The following is a 23299-nucleotide window of genomic DNA, read 5'->3' on the forward strand; positions in this document are numbered from 1 at the left end:
TCAAACAACTTAATTAAAAATACAGAAGCAGAACAATCAATATTAGGAAGCATTTTATTAGACTCAACAATAGTAGAAGAGTTAGAGCAAATGTTAAATGAAGACATGTTTTATCATGAGGAACATAAATACATATTTAAGGCTATAAAAGAAATAAATAAGAGAAATGAAGTAATAGATATAATAACTCTTACAGACGAATTAAAGAGAAAAGGTCATTTGAATAATATTGGAGGTATAAGCTATATTACCAGTTTGTCAACAATAGTCCCAACAGTATCAAATTTTATGAGTTATGTCAGTATAGTTATTGAAAAATATAAAAATAGAAATATAATTGATAAATTCAATAAATTCAGTCTTGGCGAAATAGATGATAATACTCTTATATATCAGTTAGAAAATGATATAAATAAAGCTAATCAAAAACTAATAAAAAAGGATTCAAGTATAACAGCAATATCAGAGAGAGCTTTCGAATATATAAATGATGAAATAAATGAAGGTATTAAGACTGGAATAAAGTTCTTAGATGAGACTATAGGAGGTTTATATGGGGGTGAACTAACTACAATAGCAGCTAAAAGTGGAAGAGGTAAAACAGCATTGGCGTTACAAATACTTAGAAATGTAATATTTCAAGGTAAGAAAGTACTTTTTATAAGTGGAGAAATGAGCGATATACAGATTTTGTTTAGAAATATAGCCTCACTAACTGGAATATCAGTTGTAAAAATGAAAAACAGAAATCTAAATGATGATGAAATAGTCAAATATATACAAGCTTTAAGCATAATAAATCAAGAAAATAACCTTTATATAAATGACTCTGTAAATACAATATCAGGAATAAAGAGAGAAATAAAGAGTATTAAGCCTAGCTTAGTCATAATTGATTATTTGCAAATTCTGGATTATGAAGGTAAAGAAGTAGGAGAAGCTAAATTTGCTGACTTATCAAGGCAAATAAAAAAGATTACTTTAGATTTTAATATACCAGTTATTCAGCTTGCTCAATTAAATGATGAATTGAAAGATGAAAGACCTAAAGGTGATAGAGTGATGAGAAGCTCAAAGCAGATATATATGGATTCTAATTCAGTTATATATATTCATAGACCTACAGAAAAAGAAGCTCTTAATTATTGTAAGACAATGGGAATTGAGGATATAAGAGAGCTGAGACGAAGAGAAAAAGGTTTTGGTGCTAATTTAAGTGAGATTATTGTTGCTAAAAATAGAGATGGTGAGTCAGGATTTAGACCATATTGGTATATAGGAAATTTGTTTTCTTTTGAAGAATGTAAGAAGATACAAGAGATATAAAAAAGAAGTATGACTTATTAAGTAATAGATAAATTATGTTTCAAGAAGTATTGAATGGTAAATATATAAAACTTAATTAGATGTAATAGAAATTTAAAATATATTGAGTTTAGATTTAAATGCTTATTAGAAAAAGGTAGTTGCCATATAAATATAACAACTACCTTTATAAATTAGGTACTTAATGTACACTAACCTAGCAATTTAAGTATATATTAAGTACCTGATGAAAGTCAAGGAGGTACTAAAATGTATGATGAAATTATAGAAATATATTTTGATTATTGGATAAATGAACATATGTATAGAGGTATTTTAGAAAAAGATGAGTATTATATTGAATGTTGGAAAGAGGTTAAAAAAATTAATGAGTTATTGGAAACAAATTTGGAAGATGATAAGAAATATCTGTTGGTTGAATTAAATGATTTGTTTAATTCATTAATAGAATTTGAAAGGGAACTTAGTTATAAATTAGGATTTAAAACAGGAGCAAAATTTATAATAGAATTAATGGATTAATTTACTTATGCTTGTAAGTTAATTCTATAATGCTAAATTAAAGAGGACATTAAAAGTGTCCTCTTTAATTTAGCATTATATTAGTATACTATATACAATATATTTTTTATATTTGAAATTTAAGATTTTTTTGAATTCATCATAGTCACTATAATATTTATATGTTATTAACTCTTTATACTATACAAAATTATAATTATATTAGATAAGTTTTGTATAGTTGGAGTAGATGTATTCAGAATAAATATATCCATTACATAACAAACAAAATTATATATATTTATACTTTATATATAATTATAATTTACTATTATATAAAATAATGGTTTTTTTTACATAAAGGGATCTCAAAGAAATAAATAGCATTTATAATATAAGTGTAGTATAAAAGAGTATATTAGAAGGAGTTTTAAAATTATGTCAAATGATTGTTTGATAGATGAATTAAAGAAATTAAAAGAATCATCAAAGGAAGCAGTAGAAAATATTTCAGATTTTAGTAGTTTTAAAAAATATATACATGTTAAAAGAAAAGTAGAAAATGAATTACTTAATATTATAAAATATACAGCTGATTCTAATAAAGCTGAGTTGATATTGGTATGTGGTGGAGTAGGAGATGGCAAATCGCATTTAATATCATATTTAAATAACAAATATCCAGAAATTATGTCAAAATTTATAATTCATAATGATGCTACAGAAAGTTTTGAACCAAATAAAACATCAATAGATACACTTAATGATGTACTTGATGATTTTTCAGATAAGAAAATAGATAATTCAGATAAAAAGTTAGTATTAGCAATAAATTTAGGGGCACTTAGTAATTTTCTTGAATCAGAATATGTTAATAAATTTATTAAATTAAAAGAGTTTGTTGAAAATAAAGGAATACTTGATATATCTATATCAGATGATGATTATGATAAAAGTTCGAATTTTCATTTTGTTAATTTTAGTGATTATCATATATATACTTTGAATGCAGATAAACCTAAATCTAAATATATAGAATCTATAATTAATAAAATAATAGAAAAAGATAATCAAAATATATTTATAAATAGTTATAAAACAAATTGTACACATTGTATTGTTAATTATAAATGTCCAATTAAGAATAATTATGAAATGTTAATGAGAGACTCAGTGAGAGAAACCTTGGTGGACATATTGATAGAATCTACAGTTAAATATAAAATTATAATTTCAACAAGGTCTCTTTTGAATTTTATATATGACTTTATTGTTAATGTCGATTTAGATAATAAAAATAATAAAGACTTAATTAAGTTTATAGAAGAACTAAATTATGAAGCATTCATAAAATATATATTTGTATCTAATTTATATAATCATAGTGAGTTATCTCATATTTTAAATGCAGTAAATAAAATTGACCCTATAAATATCACATCAGAAAACCTAGACAATATAATCATTAAGCTTAGTAATACAAAAGATATGACAATACTATTTAATCAATATCTGAATTTTAGTAAAAACAGTTATCTAGAAAGTTTTATGACAAATAGAGAAATAATAGAGTCAGCTTTGAATTCTTCAGAGAATGAAATGAGTAGGAAAATATTAAAATACAACATAATAAATACATTTATAAGACTACATATATTTATACCTAAGAATAATTTACAGTTAAGAGACGAGATATATATAAGTTACATGAGAAATTTATACCATTTTAACAAAGGAGAAAAAACTTATTTAAGTAATTTATATGATGATATTAAAGAAGCTTTGTATAGTTGGAATGGAAGTGTTCAGGATGACAGAATAAATATGTCCATTGGAAAAAATCAGATGAGATATAAAATAAGTCAAAGGCTAAATATAATTCCAGATTTAAGCAAATTAAGAAAATGTAGTGAGGAAGAATTACACAAGTTTAAGCCAAGTTTAGAGATAGGGTATAAAAATGATGAAAAAGAAAATCAAGATACTTGTACAGTAGATATAGACTTTAATTTATATAAGTTATTAATGAGAGTAAAATATGGATATACGCCAAACAATAATGATAAATATACTTACATAAATTTCGTAGTATTTATGAATAAGATACATAAATTAGGAAATCAAAACAGAGAACTATATATAGAAGATAGATTAGGAGATACTGTGTCTAAATATAAATTAACATATGATAAAGAATTCGATAAATTCAAATTTATAAGAGTAAATGGGGTGAAGGCATGCAACTTATAATAAATAAAGAATACTTTAAACAAAATTATATGATAGATAAAGGTATCGCGAGACATAATAGTGTCAAAAACATAGTTATACTCCCATATACAACTACAAATAAAGAAAAATCGAAACTTAAAGAAAAGGTAGAAAGATTTGAGTATTGTGTTGGAGAATTCTGTAGGTTGGTATATAACAAGAAAATGAACATAAAAGAAAGACAGTTAAAAGATATAAAGTTACTTATAAAAGACATAAATGTGAATTCTTCTGATGATAGTGTACAACTTGAGAGTATAATAAGAGAATTATTTTTGGATGAAGAAGAAAATATGTATATATTTCATCCAAAGCTTTTAAATTATATACATATGCCATCTGATAGTTATTATAAAAAATTATCTAGATTTTTATATGATGTTTTATTAAATAGTACAGATAATATAACTATAAAAAATAAAATAAATAAATGTTTTGAATATGAACCTGATAATATTATGGAACTTATTATATTAAAAAATCTTCCTGAACTTGAAAATGAAGAGACATCTGAATCAATTTATAAATGTATATGTAAAAATGTATCTAAATTATTCCAAGAAGATTTAGAATTTATGCTTAATTATCCAGAATTAATTATAAACGAGTTTGAAAGATTATTAAAGTACTATTATTTTTTCTATGTATCACAATTATCAATAAAATTATCTAACTTTTTTGATGGAGATAAAGATAGAACTGAAAAAGTATATTTTATTTTAAGTTGGGAAAAAGCATCTAAAACAAGGATAAGTTATAAAATGGGATGGAAAAAGTTAGAAAGTCATATTAGAATGTTATTTAGTCATGTTCATACATTGGAGATATTAAATACTAATAATGACATCAGTAAGTATGATTATGTAGATTTAAATAAAATTATAAAAAATTTATCAGAAAATGAAAGACTTAGGTTATATGAAAATATAATAGATATAAAAGATACTTATGTCAAGTCAATTACTGATGTACAATGGGATGATTATGATGAACAAACTCCAAGTTATAAGAATGATAACATAAAAAAAGAAATATATGATTTACATAAAAGAATAGATTATCAGTTCAAGAAATCTTCAAGAGAGGCCAACTATAAGAGGTATAAAAATTTATTTGAAGAGTATTGTAAATTAAATTTTTTAAAAAAAGCAGGGCCATTGGGAAATGTATTGAAAATTAATCAAGAAGAACTGTTATTTATGACAAAATTATGTATGAAAAATAAGCCAAAGATAAAATTAAAGGAATTATTTGAAGAATATGAAAAAAGAGGAATTTATTTTGATAGAGATTCTCAAAGCAAAGTAGTAGAGTTATTTGAAAAATTAAATATAATAGAAAAAAAGAGTGATAGTGGGGATGCACAATATGTCAGATCAATTTTATAGATATCTAGCTAAAAATCTAGTTAAATATTTCGAATCTAGAGAAATAAAAAGTGGTGATAAATTTAATATACAGTTTGAAAGAGAAGAACAAGTTAAAATTATGTATGATGTTTTAGAGAAAGAAAGTAATAGTAGACCATTTACATATAATATAATGAATGGATCAAAATATCAGACTTTTAGTATGAATGTCAGTGGTATTCAATTAATAGTTGCTTCAAATAATAATACAACCAATGATTTTTTAATTAGACTTAGAAATCTTATAGGAAATGTAGCTAGTGATGAATTTAAAGATTCAGCCATATTATTTATACATAATATGACATTAGATAGTTTAATAAGAGGAACAGAAAGTTTGCAAAAAGAAGGTATGCCATTTCATACAAAAACTTTAGAAAAGGACATACAAAATAAATTAGAAAATGATAAATTAAAAGAAGATATTAAACATATACTTTATTTTGTACTTGATAGAATGAATAAAAGCATATTAGAAGATAATTCATCAATATTTCAATATGAAAATATATTAGATATATTAAATAAAGGAAGAATTGAAAAGAGCGAATATAGTAAATTTGGATTATTTTATGATGATAATATGTTAGACAACAAAAGTAGCAAGGCAATAAAAGAAAGACTATTAGATAATGAAAAGCTGTTTTCTATTGTAAACTCTATACATCAGTATGGAGACCCTAAGCTGGAATTAGAGAAACATTTTGATTCAAAAGGTATAGATCTTTTAAAAGATGAGAATTGGAAGTATTCTACCTATAAAGATATAAAGTCATCTCAAGAAAGAATGAAAAACAAAAAGGTAGAGTTATTATGTATAGAATGTGTTGAAAACCTAAAGCTCTGGAGTAAACCAGATATTGAAAATAAGTCAAAACGAAAAAACATATTATTATTTAATAAAGACAAACTTGATATTATACATTTATGCATAAAATTTGATAAGAAAATTGAAAAAACAAGTTTTTCTATAGGTAAGATGTCTAAAACATATACAGAAGTAAAAGCAAGTGGAAATAAAGCTTATATAAGTATAAATATAAATATTTCAGAAACTACATTTACTAAAGTTAAATATAATGATGGTATAATAAAATATGAATTTAGAATTTGTATAGTATCTTGTGATGAGAATATATTAAATGATATAAAAAGTAATTATGGAATTGTTATTAATTCAAAAAGAAGTATGTTAGTTACTAACACAGATAATGATACAATAGTAATAAACCCAAAAGGTATAATTGAGAGAAAAATACAAATAGATGAGTTTGAAAATGAAATTAATCTTGAAGAAGAAGAAAGGTTAGATTTAGAACTTAATGTTGAATTGGAAGAAGATGTTGAATTTATAAAAATTGATGTAGTATATGATCAATCTGTAATTACCATAGTTAAACAAGAAGAAAAAGAACAACCAATTTCTATAAGTGGAATGAAAACCTGGAAATTAAAGAGAGAACGAAAGGAGAGTTTTAAATATTTAGGTAATAGTAAAATTGTACAAGGTACTAGTGAATATTTTCCAAAAGAAAATTTTAAAGAAAATTTGCAAATAGAAAAATATATCATAGAAAATAATATAATGCATTGTACTATTTCAGAAGAAAAATATAAAATAATAGAATTGGATGTAGATTCCAGAATAAAAGAAGCATACAAAAACCTTATAAGTTACTATAAAGTAAATGATTGTATCCCAAGCTTGGCATATTATGATGTGGATTTAGTTAACATATCAAAAAATTATATAAATACTATATTAGAAGTGTTTGAAGATATAAAAAATGGAAAAGTATTATCTAAGGAGCGACTTAATATAGCTAAGGTAGGGACTATAGATAGAATAGATAAAGAAGAAGAATTATTTTTAACGCCATTACATCCAGTAAATGTGGCTTACCAATTAATGATAAATAATGTTATAGGTGATGAAGAAGTTAAAGAAGGAATCTTAAAACTATTGGGCTCGAAGTATCTAATGCCCTATATATATAAAGGTAAGAATAGTTTATATAAGGTAGTAGATCAAAGACATTCACCAGAGTGGACATACTATGTTGATCATGACATGAGTAGATATAAGGGATCTAGAGATTATGTCTCTAAATTGACAAAGGAAAAAATAAATGAATTTATAGAACATTTTACATATTTATTTAGGAATATAAGTAAATCAGTAATGAAGATAAAGCTAATAAATTTAGGTGATTGTAAAGAAGTATTACTTGGTATATTTGATTATTACGTAAAGAAATTAGGTAAAGGTGAGGAAATAAATAACTTAATATCAATAGATATTTATATATATGGAGATAAAAGTATTATAAATTCATTTGAAGAAATAGCATTTTATAATTCAATAAATGATATAAAAAAACATTTTAATGTAAATTTGAGTGTAGACAATTACTCTGAAGAAGATGTATTAAATTTATTTAGAGATAAAGTTAAATTTTACAAAAAAGATAAAATGTCAGATTTATATGAGTATTCCCATTTGACTTTATATCAAATGGATAAGGATGTAAATATAACAAGTAGCTCTATGGGTGATATAAAAACAGGTGTATCATTAAATGGATTGGTTGCAGGAGTTCCATCAATATATTTAGAAGATACTTATAGGACTGGATTTGGATCTAAGTTTATGGATACAACTAAAAATGAACTGTTAAATATTTCAATGAAGTTTAATTCACTTACAAAATCAATAGGAACTGGAGATCCATTTAACGATAATCTGAGTGTGACAACATCAATAAGTGAAAACAATAGTTCATTTTTAAATAAAATTTATAAGACATCTCATTGGGTTACTTTTATAGATCCAAAAGTGGATTTAAATTTTTTTAAGGATGATGAGAATTCAAATGACTTATTAATAATACATTATAGTGATCAATATACAACATCTAGTGGATATGATGCTATAACAGTTACTAGAAAATCTGAACAATATAAATTTATAATTGAAGAATTTCTAAATAGTAAAGATATTAAAGTGGAAGAAGACACAGTCCCTAATTTGATCAATTATTTCAATGCTATAAATGGAGATTGGTTATTAAGGCTTATATCTAGTAAATCTCAGTTTCCTAGAGAAAAATTAAGCATATTATCAGCTATAAAAATAAGCTTAGCTTATTTTTATCATCCAAATATAATATGGATACCAATATCTCTTGAAGAAATACTTAGAGTATCTGGTGGAGCTGGATTAAAACAAACAGGTGGTCCGTTTACTGTTAAGAAACTAACAGGAGATACTGGATCTTATTCAGATGACTTATTACTTGTTGGGATAGAAAATAAAAATAATAAAATAAAAGTATATTTTTATCCTGTTGAAGTGAAAATTGGAGATAATAATGAAAGTGTCATAAAAAAGGCAATAATTCAGGCTAATAAGACAAGAGATTTAATAGAAGAGTACTTGACTGAAAGCGAAAATGATTCCCAAAAATTTACAAAGCTTATGTACAGGAATTTTATGATACAACTAGCTATAGTAAGTGCACAAAAAATGAAGTTATATCATATATGGGATGAACAAAATTGGGATGATATAATAAATAGTGATATAAGAACAAACTTGTTGAATGATAATTATGAGATAAGTAATGATTTAGATGAATTTATAGGAAGAGGAGCTGTAATATCATTTAAAAAGGGAACTTATTATAATGGGAATTTAGGTAAAGAAGATAATATAACTATACTAAATCTCTCAGAACAAGAAGGATATAATAATATAGTAATGGATTTAGAGGAAATGAAGGAGAAGTATATTAGAGGAAAGAGTGATTTTGTTATACAAGAAATGCTTATAAATAAGTATTTAGATAATACAATAGGTATACAAAATATGGGTAAAAATGTTATTTTAGATCCTGATGCTAAGCTAAATAAAACAAAAGATTATGATTGAAGTGGCTTAATGAAAATTATATTTGGAAATATAAAAAATAATAATAAAGAACTTGTTTGGGATCCAACAAATTCGATTAAAGTGCCTCATCCTAATACTGGTATAATAGGAACAATGGGAACTGGGAAAACACAGTTTACTAAATCCTTAGTAACACAAATTCATAGAGAACAAAAACATAATATAAATGGTAAACCAATAGGAATACTGATTTTTGATTATAAAGGTGACTACATAAAAGATGATTTTGTAGATGCAACAAATGCTAAGGTATATGAAATATATCATTTACCTTATAATCCACTAACTTTAATAATACCTGAAAGAAGAAAGCCACTACTACCTGTTCACACAGCGAATTCTTTAAAAGAGACAATAGCAAAAGCATTTGGTTTAGGACCTAAGCAAGAAGTTATTTTGAGAGAATTAATTATGAAAGCTTATGAAAAAAAAGGGATAAAAAAAGATGATGAAAATACATGGGTAAAATCATATCCTACAATGCAAGATGTATTATCCATATACCTTGATGATCAAGACATAAAAAAAGAAGATAAATTGTATGCAGCTCTTTCAAGTTTTAATGATTTTGAAATATTTGAGCCAAATAGTGAGAAGACTAAAAATTTATTTGATTTAATAAACGGAGTTACAGTTATAAATTTATCATATTATGATTCAGGAATACAAAATTTAGTAGTTGCGATAACTCTTGATTTATTCTATAGTCAAATGAAGGCACTTGGATCAAGTGATATAACTGGAAATGGAGAGTATAGACAATTAAATAAAATGATATTAGTAGACGAAGCTGATAATTTCTTGAGTAGAAACTTTACATCTATAAAAAATATATTGAAGGAAGGTAGAGAGTTTGGAGTAGGAACTATTCTATCAACACAACTTCTAAGTCATTTTTCAACTTCAGAAAATGAGTATCAGAATTATATCTCAACTTGGATAATACATAATGTATCAGACATAAATAATAAAGACATAAGATACATATTCAATTCTAAGAATAAAAGTGAAGAAGATAACATATATAATAAGATAAAGAATCTAGCTAAACATGAAAGCTTAGTCAAAATGCCTAGTGAGAACGCACCTATATATATTAGAGATAAAGCATTTTGGGAACTTAATAAATAAAATAAGTGAATTTAGAAAAAATATTTATAATTAAAACATAGGATAGACAATTTTATTTATTGTCTATCCTATGTTTTAATTTATTTATGTTTTAATAAATATTAATCAATTTATAGATTATTATTTTCCTTTACTATTTGGGAGATAAAGTGTTCTAAGTTGCTTGAATAATTATATCTGTTTTTAAGCATAAGAGCACCTCTATCTATATGAAGCTTAACTTGATTAGGAAAGTATTCATCATCACTTAAATGTCTACCTGCATGCTGTTCAAGTAAAGTTTTAAATAGAAGATCATATTGATTGGTTATAGTTTGTCTATTAAGTTCAAGACCATTATTATCAATGCTTTCATAGTGATCAATTGGCTCACTATCACTTAGTGAGATTGAGATAGCTAGTTTGCAAAGAGCAAATGGTTTCAAATTCATTCTAGATCCTAATTCTTCAAATATTTCTTTTGTTTGTATTGATGTTTTAAGTCTAAATCCCATAATTACACCTCGAAAAAGTATCCTTTATTTTGTATAGTTTTTTTATTTTTGTTATCATATTCAATCAAGTATTCATTACTTAACTTAGGCTTTATTATCTTATATGATTTTTCATCTATTTCAGTATTAGTAGATAGTATTATAACTTGATCACTTATTGTAGAAAAATATTCACTAGTAATATTATTTCTATGAGTATCATCTATCCTAGCATAAGGTGTATCTATAATAAATGGTATTTCTATCTCTGAAGATTTAAGTAAAGCCCAATATAAACAAAGAATGTATATTTGTTTTTCACCACTAGAGAATTCGTCTATGTCAACTTTAGTTCTTAGATTTAAAAATGTAGATTGAGTATTATCTTTTATAGCATTGAATAGATCATCCTTATCTTTTACACTATATAAGTTAAATAAATCCTCGAAAAATAATTTTCCCAACTTCTTCTCCATTTCTTCAGATCCTATATTTTCTACTAAATTTTCAAGTTCTAAAGAGTTATATATTTTATTTATATATAAAGAAATATTAAAGTTGGCATCAATATCTATAGAGCTAATAAAATTGTCTTTTTGAATAACCCTTTTAAATATATACATAAAATTATCTTGAACTAGTTTAATTTTAGTTTCTGTTAATGTTGTTATTATTTCATCTAACATAAGTATAAGGTTAGAAGATATATCAACAATATTATTATGTTGAAGTAAATATATATATTTAGCCTTAGATTTATCTCTTTTAGTGCTAGTTTCAGCTATTTCAAGTCTTAATTTATCTAAAGAAGTAACTAGCAAATTCTTTGATTTTAATAAAGAATCAATTTTATTTGATAAACTAGATATATCATTTATATATGTATTCAAAGTTTCATCTTTAAAGCTAGTATTTAACTTATGTCTTATATCTGCTAATTCATTTGAAATACTTCGATGTTCTTCAAAGGAATTAATGATAGAATTATTATCAAAATTTAGAATGGTACTTATCAAAGATAATAATTTACTACTTTCATCATTAGAAAGGTTATGGATAGATTCAAAGTTCTCTTCATAACTATCTGGTTTTATATCTTCTATTAAAGCATCAGAAACAGTTAGAGCTATTTCATCTAATGAGGAAGACATGATCTTATCTGAAAGTAGATTTTTTATATACTCAATATTTAATTTATCTTTAAGATGAGAATATAATATACTATCATTCTCTACTTTAAGTTGTTTTTCTAAGTTTAATATTTGTTTTTTTATAATTAAAAAGGGAAGTATGTCATTACAAAAATCTTTTATATTTTGATTAATTATAAACCTATTTCCTTCTAATTCAGCAATTCTAGAATTAAGTATTTCTCTTTCTTCTGCTAAAATTCCACCTTTTTTTCTGAATTCTTTCTTTATTTTTAATTGTTCTTGTTGTAACTTCTCAATTTCACTTGAAATTTTTTCTAATTCATAAGATAGATTTTTTTCTTGAGAGTTTAAATTGTTGATTTCAACTTCTAAATTTAAATAGTCATCTTTTATAACATTAATCTCATCTGAAACATTCTTATTGGATCTGTTAGTTGAGCTTAACATTTTTTTTAAAATATCAAATGTATCAAAATTACAAAGAGATAATAAAGATTCTTTTAGATGTATATTTGAATTTTTACCTATAAAGAAATCATACAAATGTTCTCCATCAAAAAAGAAAAAGTCAAATATTTTAGGAGAAATAATAGATGTAATATAATTCTCAAAATAGTTAAGTTCATCAGCATTTAATGGTGTAATTGAAAAATTTTTATAAACTGAAAATGTCTCATTTAATTTTTTATCTTTAAAAGTCCATTGTCTAATTAAAGTATAGGTGTTTTTTTCAGTACCTTCACTGATTTCTATATCTACTGATACTAAGGTATCAACCTTACTATTTCTTAAAGAATTATTATTTATATTAGATTTAACTCGAGATATATATGAAGAGTTGAAACCTTGATATTTATAAGCTATGGGTCCATATATACATAGCTTTATAGCCTCAAATATTGTGGATTTACCAGCACCATTTTTACCACCTATCAATATAATGTTTTTGTCACTAGTAGTATTTAGATTGAAGGTGGTTTCTTCCTCATAAGATCTGAAATTTTTTAATACAAGTTTATTTATTTTCATATTTTAACTCCTTGTTGCTTTCTTCTTCAATCTTTTCAATAATATCTTGATGAAGCCACTGTTGATTTAATATTCTTTCTATGGAAGTTTTTAATTTAGTATTATTACTAAAATATTTGTATTTATTTGTATCTATCATTAATTTATTAAATAAATCAATATTTATATCATACTTACTACATTTTTCAGATATAATATTTAAAGTAAGGTCATCAAATACTGGTTTTTTATATTCAGACCATGGTAGATTTTTACCTACAACTTCCTTATATATTTTTGATAATATATTACCAGTTAAGTCTTCTTCGTTATCCCAAATCTCATCTATAGCTTTAAGTTCTCCTAATTGTATAAGTTGTAAATCAGGATAGAATTTTTGCATTTCAAGTTGAGTCTCTAAAAGTTTTCTTAAAATAGTTTGTCTTGCTTCAAATGTAAATGGTCCAAACATGATTCTACCATCTTTTTTGATGACAGAGCCATTTCTTTTATGTTTTTTACGATTTTTAGGTTTATCTCTCTCAGAAATTAGCCAACTTCTGAATTTCAAAAGTGGCTTTAATTCATCATGACCAGATTCAATAAATCCATTTAATGATTTGTCTTCTTTTACAACAGTACAAATCCAACATCCAAATCTGCTATTTCCACAGCTACTTTTAGCACTAGCTTCATCTGCTATAAATGGACATTCATCTGAGTCACCAGAACCTTTCATATACATCTGAAATAATTCCATAGCATCAGTTCCCCATGAGGTAGATGGAGATGGTCCAAATTCACCACCAAAATCTATGAAATTATCATTTTGATGATAGAGTACATCCCAAACATCTGCTGTACTAAAATTGACTATAGGGGTATACACATAAGCTAACTTATTTTTACCTCTTAAGGTTTCATGTGGGGTAAGAAGGTAACCCTCTATCTCTCTTTTTTCGATTCTCAATTTTCTAGCAGAACTTTCTTCTTTACGAACGCCAAGCAGTACAATAACATCTTTTTGTTCAAGTTTTTCTTTTATAAATTTATTTGATGGTTTTATCTTAAGCCTTTCAGTACACCAACGATATTTAATAGACTTTGGAGTAGGGTAACCTCTACCAATTATATTAGCCCAAAAACTATCATTGAGTTCTGGGTATACAATCTGTGCACTTATAGGTAAATCATGTTCAGTAGCACTTTCATTTATCTTGTCTATATTATTTTTTAGATAATCAAGTATTATTGGATTTTCTATAAGTGTATCAGATGAGATTACATAAATCTCTTTATGTCTTTTTTCTTTGGGTAGTCTTTTAAGCATTCTAAATGTAAGTTCAACTACACAAGAACTATCTTTTCCAGAACTATATCCGATTATCCAAGGTCTATCATCATTAAGATATACGGCCTGCATTTCATCATATAAATCTTCTAAATTGTTGTTATCTAGGTAATTAACAGCCATATATTAAGTATCCTTTCTATAAGAGTATAGCGAAGATCTTTACATAATACTCCTATTTTAATTTATATATAATTATATCACAATATATATTTAGAGAATAGATTAGTTTACATTTACATAAGTACAATAAAATATAAATTTAATTAAATATAGAACTGTTATCATTTTAAGAAAATATATTTGAAAATTAGAGTATAAAAATATTCTTACTTGAACCTCATAAATGTATATAAATATATGTATGAATAAAAATAACAGCCACTTAGAATAGTTACATTATTTAAGATTTATTATATTATAAATTGACTAAACAATAGACATTTATTAATGACTCAATTTATAGAACTTAAGAACTTATACCCCAATCATACCCCAATTACAAAAATATATACGTAAAAAAGTTATGAAAAAATAGAATTTAATTTTATATAAATAGCTATATACCTACACTTACAAAAATCAACAAAACAATCAAATAACCACTTATAGACTCCCCTCGTCTCCACCATTGAAATCCACGAAAAATGTATTGGTGAGTTTATCAATACATTTTTTGATGTGAAAATAATTATTAGGGGAAAATTATGACACTACAAAAATACTTTACATTAGATTATTTATTAAGATATGGATATTTTGATTTTAAGAAAAATAATAATAAAACTTCGATATACGCTAGGGAATTAAATTACACTTCATCGAGTACAATACATAAAGATATATTTAATTGTAATGATTTATATAAAAACTTAGGTAAAATACTATATAAATTTGAATCGGGTTATAAGAGGGAAACTGAACCGATAATATTTTCTATATATAAAAATGATGAAGAAAGAAGAATATATAAGTATCCTAACATGTATTCTTATATCTCTTTATGCAAACACATAAATATAAATAAAGCAATATACATAGATATTTTAAATAGTAGTAATAAGTCATTATCTAATGAATTTTATAATAAAAGTTATTTACAGGGGAAAATATTAAGATATAAAAATAGATTAGGGAAAAGGCGTATATTTAAGACTGATATAGAAAATTTTTATCCTAGTATATATACACACTCAATACCATGGGCATTAGTAGGAAAAGAGGTAGCTAAAAGGAATAAACATATAGATAATAAATACTATAATCAATTGGATTCTTTAATCCAGAGATGCCAATACGGAGAAACTCATGGCATACCAACCGGACCATTCACATCAAGATTAATATCTGAGATATACATGTGTAAAGTTGACGAGAAATTAGATAAGTTTAACTATGTACGATATGTTGATGATTTTGAACTTGCATATAATAGTGAAGATGAACAAATAGAATTTTATAATACATTATATAAAGAATTAAAAAAATTAAATTTGAAAATAAAAAAAGATAAAAATATAATAGATATATTTCCTTTTGGTGTTGATGAAGATATAGATAAATTTTTTACATATATTAAATCATCCAAGTTAAACTATGACACACTAACTATATCTAAAGAAAGAAGGATAATTTATAATTTTATAGATTATTCAATACTAAAAGAAAAAGAAGGAAAAAAAGGATCTTTAAAGCTATTATTTAAGGCTCTTACTCAGGCATTTGAAAATAATCAATTAAGTAAAAATGCATGGAAAAGTAATATATGGGAATATCTATTTAATATTGTTTTGATGAGACCTCAAATATCAAATTATTTTTTAGATTTTATAAAGGTTATAAACGAACCAGATATATTAAGATATATAGGCAAGAGTATAAGTAATATGAAAAATCAGGTTTGTGATAATATAAATCAATATATTGAACTAGAATATAATGAAGAATTATTGGCTATATTGAGTATAATTTACAAACTAGATATTGGATATATATTAGATGAATCAATATTATTAGAAATTATTAGAACACAAGATGATTTTAGCTCAATAATAGGCATAGAAATATATTTAAAAAATAAAGTTATAAACTGGAATATTTTATTTGAAACAATTGAATCTAAATTATCAAATTCATATACATGGAATAATGAATTTTGGTTATTTAAATATCAGATATTTTATAAGTTAAAGAAAGAAAAGAAATTAGAATTTGAAAAACAGTATAAGGATTATTTATATAATAAATATTCGGTAGGTAAAACAAGAGCTCAATTTTTTGATAAGAAAAATATAAAAAAGGTTGAATCTCCAATGATAATTCAAGTTCAGAAAGAAAAGGAAGGGAGTAATCCTATATTAAGTAAATTCTATGAGCAATTGCTAGGTGAGAATATATCGTTTTTCATGTATAAATAAAGGTTAGATAATATTACATTTTTCACTATTGAAATCTACTTTTAAAAATGTAATATAAAAATATAATCGTGGGTATAATTCTTGTGATTCGTCTCCACCATTAAAATCCACAAAAAATATTAGTAACTTGCTGATATTTTTTTATTTGTAGAAAATCAATCAAAATGTTATATAATAACTTTATACAACAGATATAAAGAGGTGAATCTCATGGCTAAAATTGACAACATGATGTCTATATTATGGATATTAAACTCAGATAAAAAAGTTACTGCAAAACAAATATCTGAAAAACTAGAAATAAATATAAGGACTGTCTACAGATACATTGATGCATTATCTGCTAGTGGAGTACCTATAATTTCAGATACAGGTCATAATGGTGGATATACACTTTTGAATAACTTCATTAAAGCACCTCTTTTTTTTGATACAGAAGAGCAAACTGCTCTACTTCATGCAGCTATATTTGCTAAAGAAGAGGGATGTTTCTTAGATGACACATTAGATAAAGCAACATCAAAGTTAAAAATGTATTCAAATCAAAAACAAGAAGAAATTTTAACAAAACATTTAATAGGTTTTGAAGTAATAAAACCCACTGGAAAAATATCTATAGAATCTGTACTTAAAAAGTTGAAAAATAGTATAGTAAATGAATTATCTATAGAAATCAACTATCGTACAGGTCGTGAAGAAAAATCAAAATGTAGGATTATAAATCCATATGGAATTGTTCATTGGAATAATAATTGGTATATAGTAGCATTTTGTCAAATGAGAAATGAAATTCGTAGTTTTAGGGTAGATAGAATTGGTAGTGTCATAGAAACATCAAATACTTTTAGTAGACCAAAGGAATTCTCTGCAAGTGAATTTTTTATAAAAGGGATTATGGATGAAACAAAAGATGAAGATAATCTTATAACATTAGTTATAGAAGGAAGGATGAATGCATTGGACAACTTATGTCAGCATTGGCTTCTAGGATATTATTTGAAAGAAAGGACTCCAAATAAAGTAATATTTAAACTTCAAGAAGATATAATATTTACCTATGTACCAAATATACTTATACCTTATAGAAAATCGATACAAATAATTGAACCATTAAGTCTTAGGGATAAAATGGTTGAAAATTTACTCGAATTAATTAATCATTATCAAATTTAATAACTTGACTGACAGAGTATGTCAGTTAAGTTATTTTACAATTAGGTATATTAATTAATCATATAAGGAGAAAAAAATGAAAAATAGAAAAGTATATATGTATGTATTTGATACTATGTCAGATTGGGAAGTTGGATATTTAACTGCTGAATTAAATACAGGAAGATATTTTAAAAAAGGATTAAAACCATTAAAAGTACTTACAGTAGGAATTAATAAAAATCCTATTATAACAATGGGTGGATTAAAAGTTTTACCTGAGCTTACAATTGATGAGTTTAATATGGAAAGTAATGATTTATTAATTTTGCCAGGGGGAAATACTTGGACATCTATAGGTCATGAGAAAATATTAGAAAAATCTAAAGAAGCTTTTGAACAAGGGTCTATAGTTGCAGCTATTTGTGGTGCTACTTTAGGGCTAGCTAAAAAGGGTTTACTAGATTTTAGAAATCATACAAGTAATGATTTAGAATTTCTAAAAATGGTGATACCAAGTTATTCTGGAGAAAAATATTATAAAATGGAATCTGCAGTTAATGATGAAAATTTAATTACTGCTTCAGGAATTGCACCATTAGAATTTACGATACAAGTTTTAAAAGTTTTAGATGTTTTTAAAGAAGAAGCATTAAGTTCTTGGTTAAACCTTTATAAAACTCATGATTCTAAATATTTTTTCGAACTAATGAATTGTAATAAAGAAGTTTAAGATTTGTTTTTAAATGTAATGTAGTATAATATAGTTATAGATAAAATAAAAAGAAACTATAATCTAGTGGGTAGAGTAGTGGTTTTTAGTATAGATTACTTTTTAGTGAACTTGAATTTAATTTTAAATTCAAATTCTAAACCACTTTTTCTACGACCAATAGATAAGTGGTTTTTTAGTTTATTATATGTGTAATTAGTACTTATAGCAATACAAATAGAAACGATAGCTCCTATAATAAAATTTATAATTAGTTCTATACAGAGTACACCTAGTTCCTACATACTATAGGAGCTAGGACTATATGAAACCACCACTCATAGATTGTAGTTTCTTTTGTTGTGTTATATCATAGAATAGTAAAGTGATGTATATTTTTAATAAAAACTTAGAGTTGTATATGAAATGAATTAATCGTGGGTATTATTCCTGCGATTCGTCTCTACCAATTTGTAAAAAAGAATAATGAAATACTTGGAAATACTAGTCAATATTGACTAGTATTTTTTATTTTGGTGATGAAATCTACCAACTGTATCTCAACCACAGAAAAATGTTTTTTGAGGGGATATGGGGGTTCATTTAGGTTGTATAATTATATATTTCAATATTACATGTTCATTAGGAAAATAGTTAGCAAATGATATGATTGATAGAATAGATATAGTAAACTAATCTAGCACTGTATTGTAATGTTTATTAAAGAATATGTTTTTATAGTAGAAGAGTTTTTTAAATAGACAGTTCCATAAAAATGAGTGAAGAAGTAGTTTTATAATATTATTTGTAACTATTTGATGTTTATTATGAAATTTTTTATAAGTTATATTTATCAAGATATTACTAAATATTTACAATATTCTATTGCAATTTATTTGGAAAAGTTATATATTTATAACATAAGGTGTTATAAATATATAACTTTTAAGGAGTGATTTTATATGTCTAGATCAGAACTTGGTGTTAAAGCAAATCTTGTTTCAGAGTTACTAATGCTATCCTATTTTTTTATAGACTTATTATTAAAAAAGTTTATTTTTAAAGGGGAAGGTATTTGGGTTACTTTTATAATTTTATTAGCTTTTTGGGCATGTGATTTCATGTATAATAAGAAATATAATGATTTAGTTGATGAAGCATCAAAATTTATGCTATTAAAGGTTGATCAGATTGCATCAAAAATAATGCTATACTCTATATTTGTAATAGCTGTTTTCTTTTCAGCCAATCATACAAGAGCTTTGGATATATCAAATTTAGATATAGGTATAATTCTTATTGCTGTTTTATTTATACAATCTTTATCTAAATTAATTTTGTATATATATTTTGATAAAAGGGGGATATGTAACTAAGTGGCAATATTGATGAAAACAAAAATTAAAGAATATAGAGAAAAACTCCTTATGACACAAAATGAACTTGCCAAATCAGTTGGGGTAAGACGTGAGACTATTGTGCACTTAGAAAATGGAAAATATAATCCTTCTTTAAAGTTAGCGATGGATATTGCTAAAGTATTTAATACTACAGTAGAAAATTTGTTTAAATTTATTGAAGAAGAATAGTGGATAGATTGTAAATATTTATAAAATGATTAATGAAATATAGTTATTTAATTATTAAGTTTGTTAAAAATATTTATATATAATATAATGTGTGATTAATGTTAGATTATAATTGTTTTAAGATAAGAAGAGTATTATAAATTATAAAAATTAGTGAATATACAGTTAAATAATAAATAAAAATTTAAAGTTTAGATGCGAGGAGGGGGTATAGTTTTATGGAAGCTAATAAGACATTGTTGCAATCACTATATAAAAAAATTATATTACAATTTTCCAAAAATACAGGTAAAAGTTTGGATTATTTATATACTTCTGAAACATATAAACTTATAAGTGAGGGTGTATCAGATATGCATTGTAAGGGTCATATATACTTAACTCAAGAATTAATGCTAGAAAATGGATTAATGTATCATAAGGGCTATCCAAGGTAAATAGTTAAAAAAGCAGATAGAGTCTGGAAATATTTATGTGTATTTTTTAAATGAAAAATTATTTTTTAAGTGATAATTAGATATTTATTGATAAGGCTATGGTTGTAAAAATCATAGCCTTACTTTCATGTTTTTTCTATTTTTCGAAAAATTATTATCTATTTAAGAAAATTTCTTGATTTTTTTGAAATATTTCTTTATTAACTTAGAGTTAAATTTCTTTTTTAAAAATAAATACTTAAATGAGTTAAAATCTGAGTCCAATTTCTAATTATCTGAGTCCATTTTTCAAAAATATCCATATTTGCTAAGTATAATGATTTGTGTAAAGAATCATCTGAAGGAAAAATATACTTTGATTTAGTAACCTTTCTTAATAATCTATTGTAACTTTCTATTGAATTTGTAGTATATATCAATGTTCTCATCTCTTGAGGATATTTAAAATATGTTGCTAGTTCATTCCAATTGTTTCGCTGACCTCTTAATGCTTTGTATATTGATTACCCCATTTTTTCTCTAAGAGCGATAGATCACTTAACGCTACTTCTTCTGTAATTGCAGCATATACTTTCTTTAAATATTTTGCAAATTCTTTTCTATTTTTGTATGATATATAATTTAAAGTGTTTCTAATTTGATGCACAACACATCTTTGTATTTCAGTATCAGAAAATACTGCTTTAATTGTATCAGAAAATCCAATTACAGAAGCTATTAATATAACCTTAACTCCTCTATTTCTAACATATGTAAATACATTTAGCTAATACTTTCAACCTTTATTTTCTCCAATCCATATCCCTAAGACCTCCTTTATACATTCTAAGTTAATACCTATAGTTATATATGTTGCTTTGTTTATTATTCTACCTTCACTTCTAACTTTATAATGTATAGTATCCATAAATACAATTGGATAAATTATACCAAGTGGTCTATTTTGCTATTCATGAGCTAAAGGTATAACTCTATCAGTAATTTTAGCTATTAGTGAATGGGATATATCAATTCCGTAAATATTTTTAAGATGACTTGATATATTTCAAGTAGACATGCCTTTTGAGTACATTCCAATCACTTGGTTATCTATTCCTGATATATCATTTTCGTAGTTTCTAATTACCTTTGGTTCAAAATCTCCATTTCGGGCCCTTGGAATATTTAAAGTTATTTCTCCAAAATCTGATTTAACATTTTTATTTTTATATCAATTTCTAGAGTTTTTAGTGTTTCTATTATTATATCTATCATAACCTAAATGCTCATCAAACTCTATTTCTAACATCTGGTGAATTGTACTTGCAAATAAATTTTTCAACATATCTTGAACATCTGTAGTTATTTTAACATCATATTCTTCAATAAGTTTTTTTCACTTTGTTAAAGATAAAAAGTGTGAACTTTTCTTTATATAGTGATATTTGATGTTCTAATCATCACTACTTTTTGGAAAAATACACACTTTATATTAAAGCCACTAGAAATAATAGAAGAATATAAATTTACTTATAGAGTTATCCTAGATATTTTTATTTAGTTGATTAAAGTAATATCAAACATAATATATTTACCAGTTAATAATACACCAATATTAAAATCTCCACTTTCGATATTTACTGATTTTAACTTTCCATCTTCATTAGATGCAAGTTCATTTATTTGATTATTTAAATCAGAGTAATCTATATTATTTTTAACTATAATATTTGATAAACTATGAAATAAAGTATCCTCTACTTTGAATTTATTACCTTTAAATGTATCTTTATCAGTATTTATTGCTAAAGTAACTCTCCAAGATCCTTCATTAGCTTTAGAAATATATTCTGCAATTAAAATATCACCAATTGTAGTGTTTGAATTATTCATATGTGTCTTATAAATATCTCCAGGTTTTTTTTCTATACCTTCATCAAATTCTCTATCCTTAATCTCTATACCATTTTCTTTAAATAGTTTTTCTACTTGAGGTAAGACTTCTTTATTTAATTTATCCATCTTTTCTAAAGTAAAATTAGATACACTTTGAGTATCAGATGGTACTTGAGTTATTTTATTACTCTTATTGTTATTATTTGCTGATTCACATCCTATAGTTAAAGATGTTGTTGCTACTAATAAAAGTGCTACTATGTGACTTTTTGTTATTTTCATACTTTTTCTCCTTATATATAATCGTTTTATTTGATAATAAGAAGTTTATAATATATTAAAATGAAACTCAATGCTATAGCTAAAGAGTAAACATACAATTAACATATGATGTATAGTTTGTAGCGTATTAATTTATGGATGATACTAAAGGAAGAATTTCCATAATAAAACAAAGAGATTAGCTTGTGATAAATCAAATATACAAGAACTACGTTTATGTAAACATAAGATTAACATTAAGATGTTACACTCATACCAG

Annotated in this window: 16 protein-coding genes and 1 pseudogene; 12 read left to right on the forward strand and 5 right to left on the reverse strand. The window is 24.5% G+C overall.

All coding sequences use genetic code 11. From position 1 onward, the window contains the following. The first annotated feature begins 12 nt into the window (after positions 1–12). The 6 genes from IR151_RS06990 to IR151_RS07015 all read left to right on the forward strand — a co-directional run bounded on the left by IR151_RS06990 (position 13) and on the right by IR151_RS07015 (position 10590). Complete coding sequence (locus tag IR151_RS06990) at positions 13–1326, forward strand: DnaB-like helicase C-terminal domain-containing protein (RefSeq protein ID WP_227433991.1); 1314 nt, start codon at positions 13–15, stop codon at positions 1324–1326. A gap of 249 nt (positions 1327–1575) precedes the next feature. After that, positions 1576–1848, forward strand: a complete 273-nt coding sequence (locus tag IR151_RS06995; protein WP_227433801.1) for a DUF6809 family protein — start codon at positions 1576–1578, stop codon at positions 1846–1848. Between the two features lie 417 nt (positions 1849–2265). Further along, entirely contained in the window at positions 2266–4077 is a 1812-nt protein-coding gene (dptF, locus tag IR151_RS07000) for a DNA phosphorothioation-dependent restriction protein DptF (protein ID WP_227433802.1), read from the forward strand. Further along, on the forward strand, positions 4065–5486 hold the full coding sequence (dptG, locus tag IR151_RS07005) for a DNA phosphorothioation-dependent restriction protein DptG (RefSeq protein WP_227433803.1): 1422 nt from the start codon (positions 4065–4067) through the stop codon (positions 5484–5486). The genes dptF and dptG overlap by 13 nt, the downstream gene beginning before the upstream one ends. Beyond that, complete coding sequence (gene dptH, locus IR151_RS07010) at positions 5467–9438, forward strand: DNA phosphorothioation-dependent restriction protein DptH (RefSeq protein ID WP_227433804.1); 3972 nt, start codon at positions 5467–5469, stop codon at positions 9436–9438. Before dptG ends, dptH begins: the two co-directional genes overlap by 20 nt. Positions 9439–9447: 9 nt before the next feature. After that, complete coding sequence (locus IR151_RS07015; RefSeq protein WP_227433805.1) at positions 9448–10590, forward strand: helicase HerA domain-containing protein; 1143 nt, start codon at positions 9448–9450, stop codon at positions 10588–10590. 110 nt (positions 10591–10700) lie between these two features. Here the strand turns inward: IR151_RS07015 and IR151_RS07020 are convergent, their stop codons facing one another. Genes IR151_RS07020 through dndC form a run of 3 tightly spaced genes read right to left on the reverse strand, consistent with a single transcriptional unit; the run spans position 10701 to position 14699 of the window. Beyond that, positions 10701–11084, reverse strand: a complete 384-nt coding sequence (locus IR151_RS07020; protein WP_227433806.1) for a DndE family protein — start codon at positions 11082–11084, stop codon at positions 10701–10703. 2 nt (positions 11085–11086) lie between these two features. Then, complete coding sequence (locus tag IR151_RS07025) at positions 11087–13246, reverse strand: AAA family ATPase (protein WP_227433807.1); 2160 nt, start codon at positions 13244–13246, stop codon at positions 11087–11089. Continuing rightward, positions 13233–14699 carry a DNA phosphorothioation system sulfurtransferase DndC gene (gene dndC, locus IR151_RS07030; protein ID WP_227433808.1) on the reverse strand — a complete coding sequence of 489 codons (1467 nt, stop codon included), beginning with the start codon at positions 14697–14699 and terminating at the stop codon, positions 13233–13235. The genes IR151_RS07025 and dndC overlap by 14 nt, the downstream gene beginning before the upstream one ends. A 584-nt stretch (positions 14700–15283) precedes the next feature. Here dndC and IR151_RS07035 point away from each other — a divergent pair. The 6 genes from IR151_RS07035 (at position 15284) to IR151_RS07060 (ending at position 20883) form a co-directional block, all read left to right on the forward strand. Further along, entirely contained in the window at positions 15284–16993 is a 1710-nt protein-coding gene (locus IR151_RS07035; RefSeq protein ID WP_227433809.1) for an RNA-directed DNA polymerase, read from the forward strand. Between the two features lie 210 nt (positions 16994–17203). Next, on the forward strand, positions 17204–18166 hold the full coding sequence (locus IR151_RS07040; protein ID WP_227433810.1) for a helix-turn-helix transcriptional regulator: 963 nt from the start codon (positions 17204–17206) through the stop codon (positions 18164–18166). Between the two features lie 76 nt (positions 18167–18242). After that, a complete protein-coding gene (locus IR151_RS07045) occupies positions 18243–18878 on the forward strand; it encodes a type 1 glutamine amidotransferase family protein (RefSeq protein ID WP_227433811.1) in 636 nt (211 codons plus the stop codon). A 941-nt stretch (positions 18879–19819) separates the two neighbouring features. Further along, on the forward strand, positions 19820–20233 hold the full coding sequence (locus tag IR151_RS07050) for a hypothetical protein (RefSeq protein WP_227433812.1): 414 nt from the start codon (positions 19820–19822) through the stop codon (positions 20231–20233). Next, positions 20234–20446, forward strand: coding sequence for a helix-turn-helix transcriptional regulator (locus tag IR151_RS07055; RefSeq protein ID WP_227433813.1), 213 nt, complete (start codon positions 20234–20236; stop codon positions 20444–20446). 218 nt (positions 20447–20664) lie between these two features. Next, entirely contained in the window at positions 20665–20883 is a 219-nt protein-coding gene (locus IR151_RS07060) for a hypothetical protein (protein ID WP_227433814.1), read from the forward strand. Positions 20884–21107: 224 nt separating this feature from the next. On the opposite strand, the pseudogene IR151_RS07065 reads toward IR151_RS07060, so the two are convergent. Together IR151_RS07065 and IR151_RS07070 are read right to left on the reverse strand one after the other, a co-directional pair. Further along, a pseudogene (locus IR151_RS07065) lies at positions 21108–22249 on the reverse strand (IS256 family transposase). Positions 22250–22419: 170 nt separating this feature from the next. Then, positions 22420–23040, reverse strand: coding sequence for a hypothetical protein (locus tag IR151_RS07070; protein ID WP_227433815.1), 621 nt, complete (start codon positions 23038–23040; stop codon positions 22420–22422). Positions 23041–23299: the final 259 nt, after the last annotated feature.

Source organism: Clostridioides sp. ES-S-0006-03 (assembly GCF_020662275.1).
Classification (GTDB): domain Bacteria; phylum Bacillota; class Clostridia; order Peptostreptococcales; family Peptostreptococcaceae; genus Clostridioides.

Excerpts from the sequence above, each read along its gene's own strand:
- IR151_RS07060 (WP_227433814.1), top strand. The coding sequence starts at position 20,665 with ATGGAAGCTAATAAGACATTGTTGCAATCACTATATAAAAAAATTATA.
- dptH (WP_227433804.1), top strand. The coding sequence starts at position 5,467 with ATGTCAGATCAATTTTATAGATATCTAGCTAAAAATCTAGTTAAATAT.
- dptF (WP_227433802.1), top strand. The coding sequence starts at position 2,266 with ATGTCAAATGATTGTTTGATAGATGAATTAAAGAAATTAAAAGAATCA.
- IR151_RS07045 (WP_227433811.1), top strand. The coding sequence starts at position 18,243 with ATGAAAAATAGAAAAGTATATATGTATGTATTTGATACTATGTCAGAT.
- IR151_RS07020 (WP_227433806.1), bottom strand. The coding sequence starts at position 11,084 with ATGGGATTTAGACTTAAAACATCAATACAAACAAAAGAAATATTTGAA.
- IR151_RS07040 (WP_227433810.1), top strand. The coding sequence starts at position 17,204 with ATGGCTAAAATTGACAACATGATGTCTATATTATGGATATTAAACTCA.
- IR151_RS07025 (WP_227433807.1), bottom strand. The coding sequence starts at position 13,246 with ATGAAAATAAATAAACTTGTATTAAAAAATTTCAGATCTTATGAGGAA.
- IR151_RS07070 (WP_227433815.1), bottom strand. The coding sequence starts at position 23,040 with ATGAAAATAACAAAAAGTCACATAGTAGCACTTTTATTAGTAGCAACA.
- IR151_RS07050 (WP_227433812.1), top strand. The coding sequence starts at position 19,820 with ATGTCTAGATCAGAACTTGGTGTTAAAGCAAATCTTGTTTCAGAGTTA.
- dptG (WP_227433803.1), top strand. The coding sequence starts at position 4,065 with ATGCAACTTATAATAAATAAAGAATACTTTAAACAAAATTATATGATA.
- IR151_RS07015 (WP_227433805.1), top strand. The coding sequence starts at position 9,448 with ATGAAAATTATATTTGGAAATATAAAAAATAATAATAAAGAACTTGTT.
- IR151_RS07035 (WP_227433809.1), top strand. The coding sequence starts at position 15,284 with ATGACACTACAAAAATACTTTACATTAGATTATTTATTAAGATATGGA.
- dndC (WP_227433808.1), bottom strand. The coding sequence starts at position 14,699 with ATGGCTGTTAATTACCTAGATAACAACAATTTAGAAGATTTATATGAT.
- IR151_RS06995 (WP_227433801.1), top strand. The coding sequence starts at position 1,576 with ATGTATGATGAAATTATAGAAATATATTTTGATTATTGGATAAATGAA.